The organism is Pseudomonas sp. NPDC086278, from assembly GCF_050280905.1.
Taxonomy (GTDB): Bacteria; Pseudomonadota; Gammaproteobacteria; order Pseudomonadales; family Pseudomonadaceae; genus Aquipseudomonas.
Window position 1 is genome coordinate 20356 of sequence record NZ_JBNNWE010000058.1, and the last position, 18304, is coordinate 38659.

General features: G+C 59.9%; 20 protein-coding genes and 1 tRNA gene. 15 read left to right on the plus strand and 6 right to left on the minus strand.

The features are described from left to right. Positions 1-15 precede the first annotated feature (15 nt). Genes phrB through ACQKP4_RS18365 form a run of 8 tightly spaced genes read left to right on the plus strand, consistent with a single transcriptional unit; the run spans position 16 to position 6824 of the window. A complete protein-coding gene (gene phrB, locus ACQKP4_RS18330; protein ID WP_427635080.1) occupies positions 16-1461 on the plus strand; it encodes a deoxyribodipyrimidine photo-lyase in 1446 nt (481 codons plus the stop codon). Next, entirely contained in the window at positions 1454-1876 is a 423-nt protein-coding gene (locus ACQKP4_RS18335) for a nuclear transport factor 2 family protein (RefSeq protein ID WP_427635063.1), read from the plus strand. The genes phrB and ACQKP4_RS18335 overlap by 8 nt, the downstream gene beginning before the upstream one ends. Continuing rightward, positions 1873-2655, plus strand: a complete 783-nt coding sequence (locus tag ACQKP4_RS18340) for an SDR family NAD(P)-dependent oxidoreductase (protein WP_427635064.1) — start codon at positions 1873-1875, stop codon at positions 2653-2655. The genes ACQKP4_RS18335 and ACQKP4_RS18340 overlap by 4 nt, the downstream gene beginning before the upstream one ends. Continuing rightward, on the plus strand, positions 2652-3899 hold the full coding sequence (locus ACQKP4_RS18345; RefSeq protein ID WP_427635065.1) for an NAD(P)/FAD-dependent oxidoreductase: 1248 nt from the start codon (positions 2652-2654) through the stop codon (positions 3897-3899). The genes ACQKP4_RS18340 and ACQKP4_RS18345 overlap by 4 nt, the downstream gene beginning before the upstream one ends. Then, positions 3896-4711: a DUF1365 domain-containing protein gene (locus ACQKP4_RS18350; RefSeq protein WP_427635066.1), complete on the plus strand. Its 816-nt coding sequence runs from the start codon at positions 3896-3898 to the stop codon at positions 4709-4711. The genes ACQKP4_RS18345 and ACQKP4_RS18350 overlap by 4 nt, the downstream gene beginning before the upstream one ends. Next, positions 4698-5969 (plus strand): class I SAM-dependent methyltransferase, encoded by a 1272-nt coding sequence (locus tag ACQKP4_RS18355; RefSeq protein WP_427635067.1) that lies wholly within the window; start codon positions 4698-4700, stop codon positions 5967-5969. Before ACQKP4_RS18350 ends, ACQKP4_RS18355 begins: the two co-directional genes overlap by 14 nt. Then, positions 5962-6465 (plus strand): DUF2878 domain-containing protein, encoded by a 504-nt coding sequence (locus ACQKP4_RS18360; protein WP_427635068.1) that lies wholly within the window; start codon positions 5962-5964, stop codon positions 6463-6465. The genes ACQKP4_RS18355 and ACQKP4_RS18360 overlap by 8 nt, the downstream gene beginning before the upstream one ends. Positions 6466-6518: 53 nt before the next feature. Continuing rightward, positions 6519-6824, plus strand: coding sequence for a YkgJ family cysteine cluster protein (locus tag ACQKP4_RS18365; RefSeq protein WP_427635069.1), 306 nt, complete (start codon positions 6519-6521; stop codon positions 6822-6824). A 123-nt stretch (positions 6825-6947) separates the two neighbouring features. Here ACQKP4_RS18365 and ACQKP4_RS18370 read toward each other — a convergent pair whose 3' ends face one another. From ACQKP4_RS18370 to hemA, 6 genes are all read right to left on the minus strand, one after another. After that, positions 6948-7466, minus strand: coding sequence for an acyloxyacyl hydrolase (locus ACQKP4_RS18370; RefSeq protein WP_427635070.1), 519 nt, complete (start codon positions 7464-7466; stop codon positions 6948-6950). Positions 7467-7585: 119 nt separating this feature from the next. Next, on the minus strand, positions 7586-8377 hold the full coding sequence (murI, locus tag ACQKP4_RS18375; protein WP_427635071.1) for a glutamate racemase: 792 nt from the start codon (positions 8375-8377) through the stop codon (positions 7586-7588). Further along, positions 8370-9125, minus strand: coding sequence for a molybdopterin-synthase adenylyltransferase MoeB (locus ACQKP4_RS18380; protein WP_427635072.1), 756 nt, complete (start codon positions 9123-9125; stop codon positions 8370-8372). Before ACQKP4_RS18380 ends, murI begins: the two co-directional genes overlap by 8 nt. Beyond that, positions 9119-9949, minus strand: coding sequence for a peptide chain release factor N(5)-glutamine methyltransferase (gene prmC / locus ACQKP4_RS18385; protein ID WP_427635073.1), 831 nt, complete (start codon positions 9947-9949; stop codon positions 9119-9121). Before prmC ends, ACQKP4_RS18380 begins: the two co-directional genes overlap by 7 nt. After that, the gene (gene prfA, locus ACQKP4_RS18390) at positions 9950-11032 is read right to left on the minus strand and encodes a peptide chain release factor 1 (RefSeq protein WP_427635074.1); all 1083 of its coding nucleotides are present in this window, start codon (positions 11030-11032) and stop codon (positions 9950-9952) included. Beyond that, complete coding sequence (gene hemA / locus ACQKP4_RS18395) at positions 11029-12315, minus strand: glutamyl-tRNA reductase (protein WP_427635075.1); 1287 nt, start codon at positions 12313-12315, stop codon at positions 11029-11031. Before hemA ends, prfA begins: the two co-directional genes overlap by 4 nt. A 182-nt stretch (positions 12316-12497) precedes the next feature. Here hemA and ACQKP4_RS18400 point away from each other — a divergent pair, with 182 nt between their 5' ends. The 7 genes from ACQKP4_RS18400 to pth all read left to right on the plus strand — a co-directional run. Further along, positions 12498-14222 carry a tetratricopeptide repeat protein gene (locus tag ACQKP4_RS18400; protein ID WP_427635076.1) on the plus strand — a complete coding sequence of 575 codons (1725 nt, stop codon included), beginning with the start codon at positions 12498-12500 and terminating at the stop codon, positions 14220-14222. Between the two features lie 4 nt (positions 14223-14226). Continuing rightward, a complete protein-coding gene (lolB, locus tag ACQKP4_RS18405; protein WP_427635077.1) occupies positions 14227-14844 on the plus strand; it encodes a lipoprotein insertase outer membrane protein LolB in 618 nt (205 codons plus the stop codon). 2 nt (positions 14845-14846) lie between these two features. Next, positions 14847-15698, plus strand: coding sequence for a 4-(cytidine 5'-diphospho)-2-C-methyl-D-erythritol kinase (gene ispE / locus ACQKP4_RS18410; RefSeq protein WP_427635081.1), 852 nt, complete (start codon positions 14847-14849; stop codon positions 15696-15698). Between the two features lie 36 nt (positions 15699-15734). Next, positions 15735-15809: transfer RNA gene (locus ACQKP4_RS18415), tRNA-Gln, on the plus strand. Positions 15810-15855: 46 nt separating this feature from the next. Further along, positions 15856-16797, plus strand: a complete 942-nt coding sequence (locus ACQKP4_RS18420; protein ID WP_003208392.1) for a ribose-phosphate pyrophosphokinase — start codon at positions 15856-15858, stop codon at positions 16795-16797. A 142-nt stretch (positions 16798-16939) separates the two neighbouring features. Next, the gene (locus ACQKP4_RS18425; protein WP_427635078.1) at positions 16940-17542 is read left to right on the plus strand and encodes a 50S ribosomal protein L25/general stress protein Ctc; all 603 of its coding nucleotides are present in this window, start codon (positions 16940-16942) and stop codon (positions 17540-17542) included. 170 nt (positions 17543-17712) lie between these two features. Then, a partial coding sequence (pth, locus tag ACQKP4_RS18430) for an aminoacyl-tRNA hydrolase (protein WP_427635079.1) occupies positions 17713-18304 on the plus strand: 592 nt, incomplete at its 3' end.

Here is an 18304-nt window from a genome sequence, read left to right on the forward strand (position 1 = left end):
CGTACGGACACCACCATGCAATTGATCTGGCTGCGCAGCGACCTGCGCCTACATGACAACACCGCCCTTTCGGCCGCCGCCGCGCGCGGCCCGACGGTGGCGGTGTACCTGCCGAGCCCGGAGCAATGGCTGGAGCATGACGATGCGCCGTGCAAAGTGGATTTCTGGCTGCGCAACCTTGACGACCTGAGCCGCGCACTCGGCGAACTGAATATTCCTTTGCTGATTCGCACGGCCTCACGCTGGGACGCTGCGCCGCAGGTGCTGCTCGAACTGTGTCAGCAATTGAATATCGGCGCGGTGCACGTCAACGAGGAATACGGCATTCACGAAAGCCGTCGTGACGAAGCCGTGGCCGAATTGTTGAAGTCCCACGGCATCGACTTCTATAGCTACCTCGATCAACTGTTGTTCAAACCGGGCAGCGTGCTGACCAAGACCGGCACCTACTTCCAGGTCTTCAGCCAGTTCCGCAAAGTTTGCTACGACCGCCTGCGCGCCTCGTTACCGGGGCTGGTCGTCGCTCCCGCTGTCCAGGCGCCCCTGGCGATCAAGCGCGACAAAATTCCAGCAAGCATTGAAGGCTTCAAAACCCCGAGCGATCGTTTGCAAAAGCTCTGGCCGGCCGGTGAAGCCGAAGCCCGGCGCCGTCTCGACAGCTTCGCCGACGCGCAAATCGACTACTACAAAAACGAACGCGACTTCCCGGCCAAACCGGGCACCAGCCAGCTCTCGGCCTACCTCGCCGCCGGGGTGATTTCCCCTCGCCAGTGCCTGCACGCGGCGCTGCAAAGCAATCAGGGTGAGTTCGAAAGCGGCAAGGTCGGGGCGGTGACGTGGATCAACGAATTGCTTTGGCGCGAATTCTACAAACACATTCTGGTGGGCTACCCGCGCGTCTCGCGTCACCGCGCCTTCCGCCCGGAAACCGAAGCCCTCGCCTGGCGTGACGCCCCGCAAGAATTGCGCGCGTGGCAAGAGGCGCGCACCGGACTGCCGATCATTGATGCGGCCATGCGCCAACTGCTCGAAACCGGCTGGATGCACAACCGGTTGCGCATGGTGGTGGCGATGTTCCTGACCAAAAACCTGTTGATCGACTGGCGTGAAGGCGAGCGCTTTTTCATGCGCCACTTGATCGATGGCGACCTCGCGGCGAACAACGGCGGCTGGCAATGGAGTTCGTCCACCGGCACCGATTCGGCGCCGTACTTCCGGATTTTCAACCCGTTGAGCCAGTCGGAAAAATTCGACAGCGAAGGCGTGTTCATCAAGCACTGGCTGCCGGAACTGGCCGCGCTGAACAAGAAGGAAGTGCACAACCCGGCCAACGTCGGTGGCTTGTTCGGCGTGGTCGATTACCCGTCGCCGATCGTCAACCTGAGCACCTCTCGCCAGCGCGCGCTGGCCGCGTTCAAGAATCTGCCGTCGCGGCAGCAGGCCGAAGGTGCCTATGAGTGATTTCCTGCGCCATTTCGCCCGGCAGTTTGCAGCCTTGGACAAGGACAACCTGCAACGCCTGAATCAGCTCTACACCGACGACGTGCACTTCACCGATCCGCTGCACGAAGTTCAGGGCCTGGCGCAGATGCGCAGCTACTTCACCGAGCTCTACGCCAACGTCAGCGAGCTGCATTTCGACTTTCACGGCTTCGACCAGATCAGCGAAGGCGAAGGCTATTTGCGCTGGGTCATGAGTTACCGCCATCCGCGACTGGCCGGCGGCCAGTTGATTCGGGTCGATGGCTGCTCGCACCTGCTGTGGCGCGACAAGGTGTACCGCCATCGGGATTATTTCGATGCCGGGGCACTGCTTTACGAACATTTGCCTGTAGTGGGCCGGGCGATTGCCTGGCTGAAAAGGAGAATGGGATGAGTTTTACAACGCCACGTCGATATTGGTTGACCGGGGCCAGCAGTGGTATCGGGGCGGCTCTGGCTGAAGAAATACTGAAAACCGGCGCGCACGTTGCCGTCAGTTCACGCTCGGCAGCCGTGCTGAAAGTCTTGTCCCAACGCTATCCGGGGCAAGTGCTGGTGGTGCCCGGCGACCTGACCAACAGCCAGACGGTTCGTGAAATAGGCGAGCAGATTGCCGAAGACTGGGGCTCGCTGGACACGGTCATTCTCAACGCGGGCACCTGCGAATATGTCGACGTCCAGCAGTTCGATGCATCGATTGTCGAGCACGTGGTGCGCACCAATCTGCTCGCCAGCGCCTATTGCATCGAGGCGGCGTTGCCGCTGCTGCGCAAGGGCTCCGCGCCGCACCTGGTGGGCGTCGCCAGTTCGGTGACGTACTTGCCGTTGCCCCGCGCCGAAGCCTACGGCGCATCGAAGGCCGGGCTGCGCTATTTGTTCGAATCGCTGCGCATCGATCTGGCGCCGGAAGGCATTGAAGTCACCGTGGTCAGCCCGGGATTTGTCGAGACGCCGCTCACCGCGAAAAATGATTTCCCGATGCCGCTCAGCTGGCCGGTGGGCAAAGCGGCGCGGCACATCTTTGCCAAACTGAAAAACCGCCCACTGGAGATCGCATTTCCTGGTCTGTTCATGGCCGCGCTCTGGCCGCTGTCGAAAATGCCCAACGTGGTGAAGCTGGCCATCGGCAAGCGCATGGTGCGCAGCAATCCGCCGATCAAGGACATCCCTTGAACATCGCCATCATCGGCAGCGGGATCGCGGGGCTGACCAGCGCCTACCTGCTCAATCGCCGGCACGAGATTACCGTGTTCGAGGCTGGCGACTGGGTCGGCGGCCACACCCACACGGTGGACGTGACCGTTGATGGCCAGCGCTATGCGGTGGACACCGGTTTCATTGTGTTCAACGACTGGACCTACCCGAATTTCATTCGCCTGCTGGGCCAGATCGGCGTCGGCTTCAAGCCGACCGAAATGAGCTTCTCGGTGACCGACCCGGATTCGGGCCTGGAATACAACGGCAACAATTTCAACAGCCTGTTCGCCCAGCGTCGCAACCTGTTGTCGCCAGGCTTTTGGGGCATGTTGCGCGACATCCTGCGCTTCAACAAACAAGCCCAGCGTGACCTGGCTGAAGGCCGAATCGCCGCCAACACCACGCTCGACGATTACTTGAAGGCTGGCCGCTACGGCGAGCGTTTCATCCTGCATTACATCGTGCCGATGGGCGCGGCCATCTGGTCGATGTCGATGGCCGACATGCTCGGTTTCCCGCTGCAATTCTTCGTCCGCTTTTTCAAGAATCACGGCCTGCTGTCGGTCAGCAATCGCCCGCAGTGGTGCGTGATCGAGGGCGGCTCCAGCGCCTACATCGCGCCGCTGACCGCAAGCTTCAGCGACAGAATCCGCCGCAATTGCCCGGTGACCCGCGTCGAACGCGATGAAGACGGCGTGGTGATCCACAGCGCGGCCGGCAGCGAGCGTTTCGACAAAGTGGTGTTCGCCTGTCACAGCGATCAGGCGTTGCAACTGTTGGCCAAACCCAGCGCCGCCGAACAGTCGATCCTTGGCGACCTGCCCTACGCCGACAACGAGGTCGTGCTGCACACCGACACGCGCCTGCTGCCGTCGCGAAAACTGGCCTGGGCCAGCTGGAATTATCGGCTCGGCGGGCCCGGCCACACGCTGGCTGCCGTGACGTACGACATGAATATTCTGCAAGGCATCCAGAGCGACACCACGTTCTGCGTCAGCCTCAACCAGAGTGCCGGCATCACTCCGTCCAAGGTGCTCGCCCGGTACACCTACGCGCATCCGCAATACAGCCTCGCCGCCGTCGCCGCGCAAGCGCGTTGGGACGAATTGGACGGTGTGCAACACAGCTATTTTTGCGGCGCTTACTGGGCCAGCGGCTTCCATGAAGACGGCGTGGTCAGCGCGTTGCGTGTGGCTCGCTCGTTGGGGGAAGTGTTGTGAACAGCGCCCTCTACAGCGGCTGGATCGCCCATCGGCGGTTCGCCCCGCGGCGCCATGAATTCCGTTACCGGATCGGTTTGCTGTACCTGGACCTCGACGAACAGGACGCGGTGCTGGGGCTGTCGCCGCTGGCGGGGGCCAGCCGTTTCGCGCCGTTCTCGTTTCGCGAAGCCGATTATTTGAAAGCCTTCACCGGCAGTGGCATGCGCTTGATCGATGCGGTCCGTCAGCAAGTTGCCGAGGCCATCGGCCACGCGCCACAAGGTTCGATCTGTCTGCTGGCCCAGGCCCGCAGCTGGGGGCTGTCGTTCAACCCGGTGAGTTTTTTCTACTGCCATGAGGCCGACGGCCAACTCGCGGCGATTGTTTGCGAAGTCACCAACACGCCGTGGCGCGAGCATTACCACTACGTATTGCCGGCCAAGGCACCGACCGACGTGCGGGACGGTCACCAGCATTTCGCCGTGGCCAAAGCGTTTCACGTCTCGCCGTTTCTGCCACGCGATCTCGAATACCGCATGAGTTTCAGCCCGGCCGCGCAAAAGCTCGGTGTGCACATGGCGGACTGGCAGGGCGAACTGAAACTGTTCGACGCCACGCTCAATCTGCACCGCGAAGCCCTCGACCGGCGCAGCCTGCACCGTTACCTGCGACGGTTTCCGTGGATGACCGCGAAAACCTGTCTGGCGATTTACTGGCAGGCCCTGCGCCTGCTGCTCAAACGCGCACCGATATTTGCTCATCAAGCTGCCGATGGCAGCTTTCAAACCGCCGTTGTTGCCCCCAAGGATCGCCGCCATGAAATCCTCTAGTGTCTCGGCCAAAACCAGCCTGCTCAGCACCAATGGCCTGACCGGATCATTGCTGCGCCGTGGTGTGTTGCGGCAAATGGCGCAACTCAAACATGGGCAACTGGTGGTCTTCGAGGACGGCGAACGGCATGTCTTCGGCACCGCCGGCAGCCATCCCGTGGGCGAGATCCATATCCTCGACGCGGCAGCCTGGGGCTTGGTGGCGAGTAATGGCTCGATTGGCGCCGGCGAAGCGTTTATCCATGGCTATTGGAGTTCGCCGGACCTGACGGCAGTGGTGCGTATTTTCGTCAGCAACCTGGAAGTGCTGGATGCGCTGGAAGGTGGCCTGGCCAAACTGAGCCGGCCGTTGGTGCAGAGCCTGCACTGGCTCAATCGCAACACGCGCAAGGGCTCGCAGAAAAACATCGCGGCGCATTACGACCTCGGCAACGACCTGTTCGAGCAGTTTCTCGACCCGACCATGATGTATTCCGCCGCGCAGTTCCTGACCCCTGACGACACGCTGGAACAGGCGCAGTTGAACAAGCTGGAACGGATCTGCCAGAAACTCGCCCTGCAACCCGGCGATCACTTGCTGGAAATCGGCACTGGCTGGGGCAGCATGGCGCTTTACGCGGCGCAGCATTATGGCTGCCGGGTCACCACGACGACGCTCTCCAAAGAGCAATATGCCTACACCGAACAACGCATCCAGGCCCTTGGCCTGCAAGACCAGGTCACGCTGCTGCTGTCGGATTACCGCGACCTTACCGGTCAGTACGACAAATTGGTGTCGATCGAAATGATCGAAGCCGTCGGCCACCGATTCCTGCCGACTTACTTCAAGCAATGCGCGCACTTGCTCAAGAGCAACGGCTTGATGCTGTTGCAGGCGATCACCATCCGCGAGCAACGCTATGAACAAGCCAAGAGCAACGTCGATTTCATCCAGCGCTACATTTTCCCCGGCGGCGCCCTGCCCTGCGTGCAGAAGATGCTGGAGATCGTCAGCCGCGACACCGACATGAACCTGCTGCACATGGAGGATTTCGGCCTGCACTACGCACGGACCTTGCGCCTGTGGCATGAGAATTTTCGCCGCGCCCACGGTCGCTTGAGCGAAATGGGCTACGACGACTATTTCCTGCGGCTGTGGGAGTTTTACCTCTGCTACTGCGAGGGCGGTTTTCTGGAACGCAGCATCGGCACCGCACAACTGCTGCTGGCCAAACCCGCCGCGATGCCCGCGCCGCTGCTGGGTCGTTTCGATGCTTGAACGACTGGCCAATGCGGTGCTGTTTCAAATCGGCTGGTTTGCCTGCGTGGTCGGTGGCAGTGGCTTGTGGCTGCTGGTTGCGTTGGCGGTGCTGGTGATTCATCTGCTGTGGATAAGTCGCTGGGCCGATGAAGGCCGGTTGATCCTCAGTGTCGTGCTGCTGGGCACGACGGTCGACAGTTCATTGCGCTGGCTGGGAGTGTTCGACTTCAACGACGTCGCGCCGTTGATTCCGCTGTGGCTGATGCTGTTATGGGCGCTGCTGGCCACGACATTGCGCCATTGTCTGCAATGGACCGCCACGCCGTGGTGGCTGGGCAGTGTGCTCGGTGCCGTCGGCGGGCCGTTGTCGTATTACGCCGGAGGACAATTGGCCGGGGTAAGTTTTCCCTACGGGCAGTGGCCGACACTGATCGGCATCGGCTTACTTTGGGCGCTGCTGTTTCCCACGCTGCACTTCATGGCTCAGCGACTGGCGTCCGACATTCACCACTGAGCGTCCGTCAGGCCTTTCACACAGCCCCGGCCCGCTGCCTTACACTGCGCGCCATGAAAACCATTCCCCACACGCAAATCGCCGAACCGGCCGTCACGTGCTCGACCTGCGCAGCGTGCTGCTGTCAGCTCGAAGTGATGCTGATCACCGACACTGGCGTGCCCAAGCGTTTTATCGACACCGATGATTGGGGCGGGGAAGTGATGCTGCGTCTGGACGACGGCTGGTGCGCGGCCCTGGATCGCAACAGCATGATGTGCACGATCTACGAGAAACGCCCGCTGATCTGCCGGGATTTTGAGACGGGGTCGCCGGAATGCATCGAAGAACGCCAGGGGATTACCACGGCGTATCGCTGAAACAAGACCAGCGAAGATCTAATGCGGGAGCGGGTTTGCTCGCGAAGGGGGCAGGCCAGTCAACAGCAATGTTGAATGGCAGACCGCTTTCGCGAGCAAGCCCGCTCCCACATTGACCGCGTTTTACAACGGCATCGTGTAGTGCAGCGCGTAACTTTCCACACCGTCGTTGTTACTGTTCATACCGGCATTGGAGTAGTGCGTCGCACGAATCCCGACTTCATGACCGCCGGCAAAGCGCAGACCCAAGCCGAACCGGTCTTCAAACTGGAAAGACTGGCCAATGTTGTTGTCTTCAAGTTCGGTCCTGGAGAACAACGCCACGCCGATCCCCGCCTCTACATACGGTTTGACGGACTGGCCGGCAAACTCGTAAACAAACACAGGCGAGAACGACAGGCTGTTGTTGCTGGAGGTCTTGTCACCTTCCCAATAGGTATAGGCGCCGCTCCAGTAACCGGTCAGCCGACCCACATCACTTTGCAGCCAGCTCTTGTCCCAATCGAATTGCATGCCCAACCGATAGGTCATGGTTGAATCGCTGGTCTGACCGACCCCGAACTCCACGCCTGCCGCTTGTGCCGTAAAACTGTTCCCCATCAACGCAGCCGCAATCGCGGCCAAACAGAATAGTCTCTTCACTAGAAACATCCTTTCCGATCATTTTTCGTTAGGTTTTTTTTGTAACTCAACAGTCAACGCTATAGAAGCCGACGCTTAATCAGAAGTTCAGCCCTTTTAAGCGTTATTTCACTTTTTTTTTACAAGTTGAAGCTTCGCACGACGCCCGCTGAATTCCACAGTATCGGCAAGATGTTTCGCAAGTGCTCCGGGTCGGCGCTGCTCCAGAATTGCGAATCACGGACCGGTCCTTCGGCAAGCAACTTATGCTCGGCCAACAAGCGCTGTAGTTGCCGCGCAACAGCCGCGCCAGTGTCAATCAAACTGATGTCCTCGGGGATCATCTGCTTAAGCAACGGCTTTAGGAAGGGGTAATGCGTGCAGCCCAGAATTATCGTGTCGCAACCTGCCGCCAACAACGGTTGGACATACCCCGCGAGCAACTGACGCAATGCCTCGCTGTGCAGATCGCCGTTTTCTATCAACTCGACCAGGCCCGGGCACGGCTGAGTGATGACCCGCACGTCGGTGGCAAAACGGTCGAGCAAGGCGGCAAACTTGGCGCTCTGCAAGGTGCCCGTGGTGGCGAGCACACCGACCACGCCACTGCGGGTGGCGGCAGCGGCCGGTTTGACGGCGGGCTCCATCCCGACGATGGGCCATTCGGGATAATCGCGTCGCAAGTCGGCGACCCCGGCGACCGTCGCGGTGTTACAGGCAACCACTAACGCCTTGGCGCCCTGCTGCTGGAAAAAACCGGCCATCACGCTGCAGCGTTGCTGGATGAACGCCGGGGTTTTCTCGCCGTAGGGAACATTGCCGCAATCGGCGACATACAACAGCGACTCGTTGGGCAGCAATCGCTGGATCTCGGCCAGCACCGAAAGCCCACCGACACCGGAGTCGAACACGCCGATCGGCGCCTCACGCATGTGTCGAACCACAGACGCTGCACCCCGGATCACGCTTGACCCGCAATTCGCGGAAACGCGAGCCCAAGGCATCGATCAACAGCAAGCGCCCAACCAGCGGCTCGCCGAAACCCACCAGCAGTTTCAGCGCTTCCAGCGCCTGAAGGCTGCCAACCAAGCCGACCAGCGGTCCGACCACCCCGGCTTCGCTGCAAGTCAATTCGGCCTCGCTGCCGTGCCCGTATAAACAGTGGTAACACGGGCTTTCGGGGCGGCGCGGATCGAACACCGACAATTGCCCTTCGAGGCGAATCGCCGCGCCGCTGACCAGCGGTTTACCCGCCGTCACACACGCCGCGTTGACCGCTTCGCGAGTCGAGAAATTGTCGGAACAGTCCAGCACCAGATCCACCGCGGCCACGGCGGCAGCGAGGGAATTTTCGTCCAGCGCGCTGCGATGGGCGATCAGTTGAATCTCGGGATTGATGGCGGTCAGTCGGCGAATGGCGGAATCGACTTTGCTCAGGCCGACGCTGTCGGTGTCGTGCACGATCTGGCGTTGCAGGTTGGTCAGGTCGACGGTGTCGAAGTCGGCCAGGTGCAACTCACCGACACCGGCCGCCGCCAGATACAGCGCAACCGGCGAGCCGAGCCCGCCGAGGCCGACGATCAATGCGCGGCTTTGCTTGAGTCGCAACTGGCCGTCGATGTCGACATGCTGCAACAGAATCTGCCGACTGTAGCGCAACAATTCCTGATCATTCAGCACGGCAGGCGTCCCAGGCTGATCCGTTGGTGGCCGCCCAGATCCATGCGGCTGTGGACTTCTGCAAAACCGCGGCTCAGCAACAAGTCGCGGACCGCTTCGGCTTGATCGAAACCGTGTTCGAGCATCAACCAACCGCCGGCGTCCAGATAATCCGGAGCCTGGGCGACGATCAGGCGCAGATCGTCGAGCCCATCGACACCGGCTACCAAGGCACTGGCCGGTTCGAATCGGACATCGCCTTGCGCCAGATGCGGGTCGGCAGCAGCAATGTACGGCGGGTTGCTGATGATCAGTTGGAAGCGCTGACCTTGCAGCGCGCTGAACCAGTGGCTGCTCAACACGCTGGCATTGTTCAGGTGCAGGCGCTGACGATTGCGTTCGGCCAGTGCCACCGCCTCGAGCACGCGGTCGACGGCGGTGACGCTCCATGCCGGGCGTTCGCTGGCCAGGGCCAGGGCAATCGCGCCGCTGCCGGTGCCGAGGTCGAGGACCTTGGCGGGTGTGGCGGGCAGCAATTCCAGGGCCGCCTCCACCAGCAATTCAGTGTCCGGGCGCGGAATCAGCGTGTGCGGCGCGACTTCCAGGTCCAGCTTCCAGAAGCCTTGCAGGCCGAGGATGTAGGCCACCGGCTCACCGCCGCGACGGCGTTGCAGGTACCCGGCAAATTTCAGCGCGGCGTCGCTCGGGACGATGCGCTCCGGCCAGGTGTGCAGAAAACTGCGGGACTTGCCCAACGCAGCGGCCAGCAACAACTCGGCATCCAGGCGCGCAGTGGGCGAATCAGGCAAATCGGCCGCGCGCAACAAACTGGCAATGATCGTCATTTACTCACCTATCGCTGCCAATTGGTCAGCCTGGTATTCGGCCAGCAATGGCTCGATCACCGCATCGACGCCGCCCGCGAGAATCTCGTCGAGCGAATACAGGGTCAGGTTGACCCGGTGGTCGGTGACCCGGCCCTGGGCAAAGTTGTAGGTACGGATGCGCTCGGAGCGATCACCCGAACCGACCAGCAGTTTACGCTCGCTGGCAATCGCGTTGGCGGCGGCGCTGGTCTGCTGATCATTGAGCTTGGCCGACAGCCAGGCCATGGCCCGTGCACGGTTCTTGTGCTGGGAACGCTCCTCCTGGCACTCGACGACAATACCCGACGGCAAGTGCGTAATGCGGATCGCCGAGTCGGTCTTGTTGACGTGCTGGCCACCGGCACCGGAGGACTTGTAAGTGTCGACTCGAATATCGGCCGGGTTGATCTCGATCGCTTCCTGCTCATCCGGCTCAGGCAGTACCGCCACCGTACACGCCGACGTATGGATGCGGCCCTGGGATTCAGTGGCCGGCACCCGTTGCACGCGATGCGCGCCGGACTCGAACTTGAGCTTGCCGTAGACGTTTTCGCCTTCGACCCGCGCGATGACTTCTTTGAAGCCACCGTGTTCACCGATGTTCTCGGAGAGGATTTCCACCCGCCAACCACGACGTTCGGCGTAACGCGAATACATGCGGAACAGGTCGCCGGAGAAAATCGCCGCTTCGTCACCGCCGGTGCCGGCGCGGATTTCGAGGAACACGTTGCGCCCGTCGTTCGGATCCTTTGGCAGCAGCATGCGTTGCAACCGGGATTCGATTTCGATCAGTTGCTCTTTGGCTTCGCGAACTTCTTCCACGGCCATTTCGCGCATGTCCGGGTCGCTGTCCTTGAGCAGCGCCTGGGCGCCCTCGAGGTCGCCTTGCACTTTCAGCAGCTGTTTATAGGTGTCGACAATCGGTTCGACTTCCGCATATTCCTTGGAATAGGCGCGGAATTTGGTCTGATCGGAAATGACTTCGCCATCGCCAAGCAGAGCGGTCAATTCCTCGAAACGGTCCTGGAGGATGTCCAGCTTATTGAGCAGTGACGCTTTCATTGCGGTTTTTTATCCGAGCTATCCGACGGGCCCTCACCGAGGGCAAAGAGTTCCTGAGCCATGGCCAGCGCATCGAGGCGGCCTTCGGCAGTCAACTTTTTCAACTGTACGCTGGGCGCGTGCAACAGCTTGTTGGTCAAGCCCCGCGCCAATTGCACCAGCACGTCTTCGGCGCTGCTGCCGTTGGCCAGCAAACGCTGGGCCTTTTGCAATTCTTCATCGCGCAGGCGTTCGCTTTGCTGACGATAAGCCTTGAGTACATCCACCGCCGCCAGTTCACGCAGGCGGACCATGAAATCTTCGGCGCCGACCGAGACCATTTCTTCCGCCGCTTGCGCAGCGCCCTGGCGGCTCTTGAGGTTTTCGGCGACCACTTCGTGGAGATCGTCGACGCTGTAGAGGTAAACGTCGTCCAACTCGCCGACTTCCGGCTCGATATCGCGCGGTACGGCGATGTCCACCATGAAGATCGGTTTGTGCTTGCGTAGCTTCAAGGCGCTTTCCACCGCGCCTTTACCGAGAATCGGCAACTGGCTGGCGGTGGAACTGATAACGATGTCGCTGCGCACCAGTTCGGCCGGGATATCTGAAAGCAGCACGGCGTGGGCGCCGAACTGCTCGGCCAGAATGCTTGCGCGCTCCAGCGTGCGGTTGGCGACGACGATGCGCTTTACGCCGAGTTCGTGCAGGTGACGCGCGACCAGGGTGATGGTTTCGCCGGCGCCGATCAGCAAGGCCTGGCTGCGTTGCAAGTCGCTGAAGATCTGTTTTGCCAGGCTGACCGCGGCAAACGCCACGGACACCGGGTTTTCGCCGATGGCGGTGTCGGTGCGCACTTGTTTGGCGGCATTGAACGTTGCCTGGAACAATCGCCCGAGCAACGGACCGATGGTCCCGGCTTCGCGGGCCACGGCATAGGCCGATTTCATCTGGCCAAGAATCTGCGGTTCGCCCAGCACCAGCGAATCGAGCCCGGAGGCGACCCGCATCATGTGACGAACTGCCGCATCATCTTCGTGCACATAAGCGCTCGCGCGCAGCTCTTCGAGGCTCAAATGGTGGTAATCGGCCAGCCAGCGCAGCACGATGTCAGCCGAAAGGTGATCCTGTTCTATATACAGTTCACTGCGATTGCAGGTGGAAAGGATCGCAGCTTCGCGGCTGTCGGTGAGGCGGCAGAGCTGCTGCAAGGCCTCCACCAGCTGCTCAGGGGTAAAGGCCACGCGCTCGCGGACGTCTACTGAAGCAGTCTTGTGGTTAATACCGAGTGCAAGGAAGGCCATTCAAGGTCGCTGATGGTGACGTGAAGCCGGCAATTGTCCTACTTCGACAGAGCCAGAACAACTACCGCTGACTATTGTCCCAATGACCTGCCTCTATAAAGGCATCAATTGAGACTCGGTTATGTTTGGCCGAAGGCTTGTGTCATGATGGCCCGACCGCAGGTTAGTCGTCCTCTTCCTATATGAATAGATCTTCCGCGTTGCTCCTCGCTTTTGTCTTCCTCAGCGGCTGCCAGGCCTTGGCACCCGTGTCGCCGGACGGTACGCCGCCGGTTGAAGACAGCACTCCGGCCCCTGAAAAGCCCAAGGTTTACAGCTCATTCAGTGAAGAAACCATCTTCAGCCTGTTGAGCGCCGAACTGGCTGGCCAACGCAATCGTTTCGACATTGCGCTGGACAACTACGTGACCCAGGCCATCAACACTCAGGATCCGGGCATCTCCGAACGGGCGTTCCGCATCGCCGAGTACCTGGGCGCCGATCAGGCCGCCCTCGATACCGCGCTGATCTGGGCGAAAAACGCCCCGGACGACCTTGAGGCGCAACGCGCGGCGGCCGTGCAACTGGCGCGCGCCGGGCGTTACGACGACTCCATGGTCTACATGGAGAAAGTCCTGCAAGGCAAAGGCGACACGCACTTTGACTTCCTCGCCCTGTCCGCGGCCGATACCGACCAGGACACGCGCAACGGTTTGATGAAAAGTTTTGACCGTCTGTTGCAGCGCCACCCGAACAACAGTCAGCTGATTTTCGGCAAGGCTTTGCTGATGCAGCAGGACGGCGACGCCAAAGGCGCGCTGGCGCTGCTGGAAAGCAACCCGCCGGAGGACGGCGAAATTGCCCCGATCCTGCTGCGCGCCCGCTTGCTGCAAACGCTCAACCGTGGCGACGAAGCCTTGCCGTTGCTGCAAAAAAGCATCAAGAAATACCCGGACGACAAACGCCTGCGCCTGACTTACGCGCGCATGCTGGTGGAACAGGATCGCATGGCCGACGCCAAAGCCGAGTTCTCGAGCCTGGTTCAGCAATACCCGGAAGATGACGAACTGCGTTACTCCCTGGCGCTGGTCTGCCTCGAAGCCAAGGCCTGGGACGAGGCCAAGGGTTACCTGGAAGACCTGATCGCGCGCGACAGCCACGTCGATTCGGCGCATTTGAACCTTGGTCGTATCGCTGAAGAACGCAACGATCCGCAAGGCGCATTGCTCGAATACGCCCAGGTCGGGCCGGGCAATGACTTCGTGCCGGCACAGTTGCGTCAAACCGACATCCTGATGAACAACGGCAAGACCGCCGAAGCGCAAAGCCGTCTGGCGACCGAGCGCGACGAGCAGCCGGATTACGCGATTCAGTTGTACCTGATCGAAGCCGAAACCCTGTCCGCCAATAAACAGGGAGACAAGGCCTGGGGTGTATTGCAGAAAGCCTTGCAGCAATACCCGGACGATTTGAATCTGCTGTACACCCGCGCCATGCAGGCGGAGAAGCGCAATGACCTGGCACAGATGGAAAAAGACCTGCGCCTGATCATCAAGCGCGACCCGGACAATGCGATGGCACTGAACGCTCTCGGCTACACCCTGTCCGACCGCACCACGCGTTATGCCGAGGCCAAGGCCCTGATCGAACAGGCTCACCAGATCAATCCGGAAGACCCGGCGGTGCTCGACAGCCTTGGCTGGGTGAATTTCCGCTTGGGCAATCTTGATGAAGCCGAGCGCTATCTGCGCCAGGCACTGGACCGTTTCCCTGATCAGGAAGTCGCTGCTCACCTGGGCGAAGTCCTGTGGGCCAACGGCAAGCAACGCGAAGCCAAACAAGTTTGGGGTAAGTTCCTCAAGGAACAACCCGACAGCCCTACCCTGCGCGGCACCATCAAGCGCCTGACCGGATCAGAGACTCTTTAAGATTATGTTTTTGCGCCACTTCATTGTTTTCAGTTTTATCGCCCTGCTCGCCGGTTGTGCGGGTTTCGGCGCTCGCGAATCGGTCCAGGGCCAAGGCAACCCGGCCCAATGGCGCGCGTACAAAGAGCAACTGACCGCGCTCGACGGCTGGCAGATCAACGGCAAGATCGGCATCCGCGCCCCCAAGGATTCGGGCAGCGGCACGTTGTTCTGGCTGCAACGACAGGATTACTACGACATCCGGCTCTCCGGCCCACTGGGTCGTGGCGCGGCGCGGCTGACCGGCCGTCCTGGCAAAGTTTCGCTGGAAGTCGCCAACCAGGGTCGTTATGACGCGACCTCTCCGGAAGCGCTGCTCGAAGAACAACTCGGCTGGAAATTGCCCGTGTCCAATCTGGCCTGGTGGGTTCGCGGACTGCCGGCGCCGGACAGCAAAAGTCGCCTGACCCTGGACGCCGACAGCCGTCTGGCCAGCCTCGAGCAGGATGGCTGGCAAGTCGAATACCTGAGTTACGCCGAACAAAACGGCTACTGGTTGCCCGAGCGAATCAAGCTGCACGGCACCGACCTTGACGTCACGCTGGTGATCAAGGAATGGCAACCACGCAAACTGGGGCAGTGACCATGACTGCTGCGCGCTTGACGCTGCCCTCGCCGGCCAAACTCAATCTGATGCTGCACATTCTTGGCCGCCGTGCAGACGGCTACCACGAACTGCAGACGATTTTTCAGTTTCTCGACTACGGCGATGAGATCACCTTCGCCGTGCGCGATGACGGCGTGATTCAGTTGCACACCGAATTCGCCGGCGTTCCTCACGACAGCAACCTGATCGTCAAAGCCGCGAAAACACTTCAGGCGCAATCCGGTTGTGCGCTCGGCATTGATATCTGGATCGACAAAATCCTGCCCATGGGCGGTGGAATCGGTGGCGGCAGCTCCAATGCCGCGACCACCCTGCTTGGCCTGAACCACCTGTGGCAACTGGGCTGGGATGAAAATCGACTGGCCGAACTGGGCCTGACGCTGGGCGCCGACGTCCCGGTTTTCGTGCGCGGCCATGCGGCTTTTGCCGAGGGCGTCGGGGAGAAATTGACCCCCGTAGAACCCGAAGAACCGTGGTATGTCGTGCTGGTGCCGCAAGTATCTGTAAGTACAGCAGAAATTTTTTCAGATCCGTTGTTGACACGTAACTCTTCTCCCATTAAAGTGCGCCCCGTTCCCAAGGGAAACAGTCGTAATGACTGCTTGCCGGTAGTAGCAAGGCGTTATCCGGATGTTCGTAACGCATTGAATTTGTTAGGTAAATTTACCGAAGCAAAACTTACCGGAACTGGAAGTTGTGTGTTTGGGGGCTTCCCAAGCAAAGCTGAAGCTGATAAAGTCTCGGCCCTTCTTACAGAGACCCTTACAGGGTTTGTAGCAAAGGGAAGCAACGTTTCGATGTTGCATCGCACGCTGCAAAGTCTGCTCTAAAGGAACCGATTACTGGGTAATCGTTGCAACAGATACAGGGGCGTCGCCAAGCGGTAAGGCAGCAGGTTTTGATCCTGCCATGCGTTGGTTCGAATCCAGCCGCCCCTGCCATTTTCCTATACTCATCCAGGTTACCCTCAGCCTTCAGGTACTGCGCGTGTCCAAGATGATGGTCTTTACGGGGAACGCTAACCCCGATCTGGCTCGGCGTGTCGTACGTCAGCTGCATATCCCTCTCGGTGACATCTCTGTCGGCAAGTTTTCCGACGGCGAAATTACTGCCGAGATCAATGAAAACGTCCGCGGTAAAGATGTCTTCATTATTCAGCCGACTTGCGCTCCGACCAACGATAACCTGATGGAACTGGTAGTGATGGCTGACGCCTTCCGCCGCTCCTCGGCTACTCGTATCACTGCTGTTATTCCTTACTTTGGTTATGCCCGTCAGGATCGCCGTCCGCGTTCCGCACGTGTGGCTATCAGCGCGAAAGTCGTGGCTGACATGCTTACCGTAGTCGGCATCGACCGTGTTCTCACGGTTGATCTGCATGCTGACCAAATCCAGGGCTTCTTCGATATTCCGGTAGATAACATCTACGGCTCCCCGGTTCTGGTGGATGACATTGAAGATCAGCGCTTCGAAAACCTGATGATCGTGTCCCCGGACATTGGCGGCGTCGTGCGTGCACGGGCTGTTGCCAAATCCCTGGGCGTGGATCTCGGGATCATCGACAAACGCCGTGAGAAAGCCAATCACTCTGAAGTGATGCATATCATCGGCGATGTCGAAGGGCGTACCTGCATTCTGGTCGATGACATGGTCGATACCGCCGGCACTCTGTGCCATGCGGCAAAGGCTTTGAAAGAGCATGGCGCTGCCAAGGTTTTCGCCTACTGCACACACCCTGTGCTGTCCGGTCGGGCGATCGAAAACATTGAAAATTCCATGCTGGACGAACTGGTGGTGACTAACACCATCCCGTTGTCCGCTGCTGCTCAAGCCTGCTCGCGTATCCGTCAACTGGATATCGCGCCGGTGGTTGCCGAGGCGGTCCGCCGCATCAGCAATGAAGAATCGATCAGCGCGATGTTCCGTTAAGGGCCCTGCCCTTTCCATTACATCTCGTTGACGAAAAGCGCCCCGCCCCGGCATTCCTGTCGGGGCGGGGCTTTTTTGCCCATATCGCCTTTAGCGCTGGTCGCAACCGCTGGGGCGAATGTGGTTATTTTGGAGATACAACATGAACGATTTTACTCTGAATGCTGAAGTGCGTTCCGACCTGGGGAAAGGTGCGAGCCGCCGCCTGCGTCGTCTCGCAAGCCTGGTACCTGCTGTAGTTTACGGTGGCGAAAAAGCCCCTGAATCCATCAGCATGCTGGCTAAAGAAGTTGCCAAACTGCTCGAAAACGAAGCGGCTTACAGCCACATCATCGAGCTGAACGTTGGCGGCACCAAGCAAAACGTAATCATCAAGGCACTGCAGCGTCACCCGGCCAAAGGCCACGTGTTGCACGCTGACTTCGTACGCGTGATCGCTGGTCAGAAACTGACCGCTATCGTGCCTGTACACTTCATCGGCGAAGAAGCGCCGATCAAGAAAGGCGGCGAAGTTTCGCACGTTGTTGCTGAAATCGAAGTGACCTGCCTGCCAAAAGACCTGCCTGAATTCATCGAAGTCGACCTGGCTAACGCCGAAATCGGCTCGATCATTCACCTGTCTGACCTCAAAGCCCCTAAAGGCGTTGAGTTTGTTGCTCTGGCACACGGTGACGACAAGGCTGTTGCCAACGTTCACGCTCCACGTGTTGCTCCAGAAGCTACCGAAGAAGGCGCAGCAGAGTAATTCACTCTGTCATGCCGGAGTGATCAAGTAACATCGCGGACTGGAACGTAGCGAGAAAGCGGGCGAGAACGCGGAGTTTACATAATGGTAAATGAGCACTTGTCGTCCACTTTCGCCGCACACACTTGTCGCGGCGATGTTATCCACCACTCCAAGGAAGGGCCCCTATCGTGACTGCCATCAAACTGATCGTTGGCCTGGGAAATCCAGGCGCTGAATACGAACAGACCCGGCATAACGCAGGGGCCCTTTTTGTTGAGCGCATCGCGCACGCACAAGGCGTAAACCTTGTGGCGGATCGCAAATATTTCGGCCTGACCGGGCGCTATTCGCATCAGGGTCAGGATGTTCGTCTGCTGATTCCCACCACCTACATGAACCGCAGCGGCCAGGCCGTGGCGGCACTTGCCGGCTTCTTCCGCATTACGCCTGAAGAAATCCTGGTGGCGCATGACGAACTCGATCTGCCTCCGGGCGTCGCCAAGCTCAAGCAGGGCGGCGGCCATGGCGGTCACAACGGGTTGCGCGACATCATCGCGCAACTGGGCAATCAGAATACCTTTCACCGCTTGCGGCTTGGCATTGGCCACCCGGGCGTTGCCAGTATGGTTTCAAATTTCGTCCTGGGTCGTGCGCCACGCGCCGAACAGGAAAAACTCGATGCCAGCATCGACTTTGCCCTCGGCGCAGGGCTTGGCTTGTCCCTGTCCTATGGCATCGTGAAGAAACACCGGGGGGATATTTCGGTACGCAGCGAGGTGG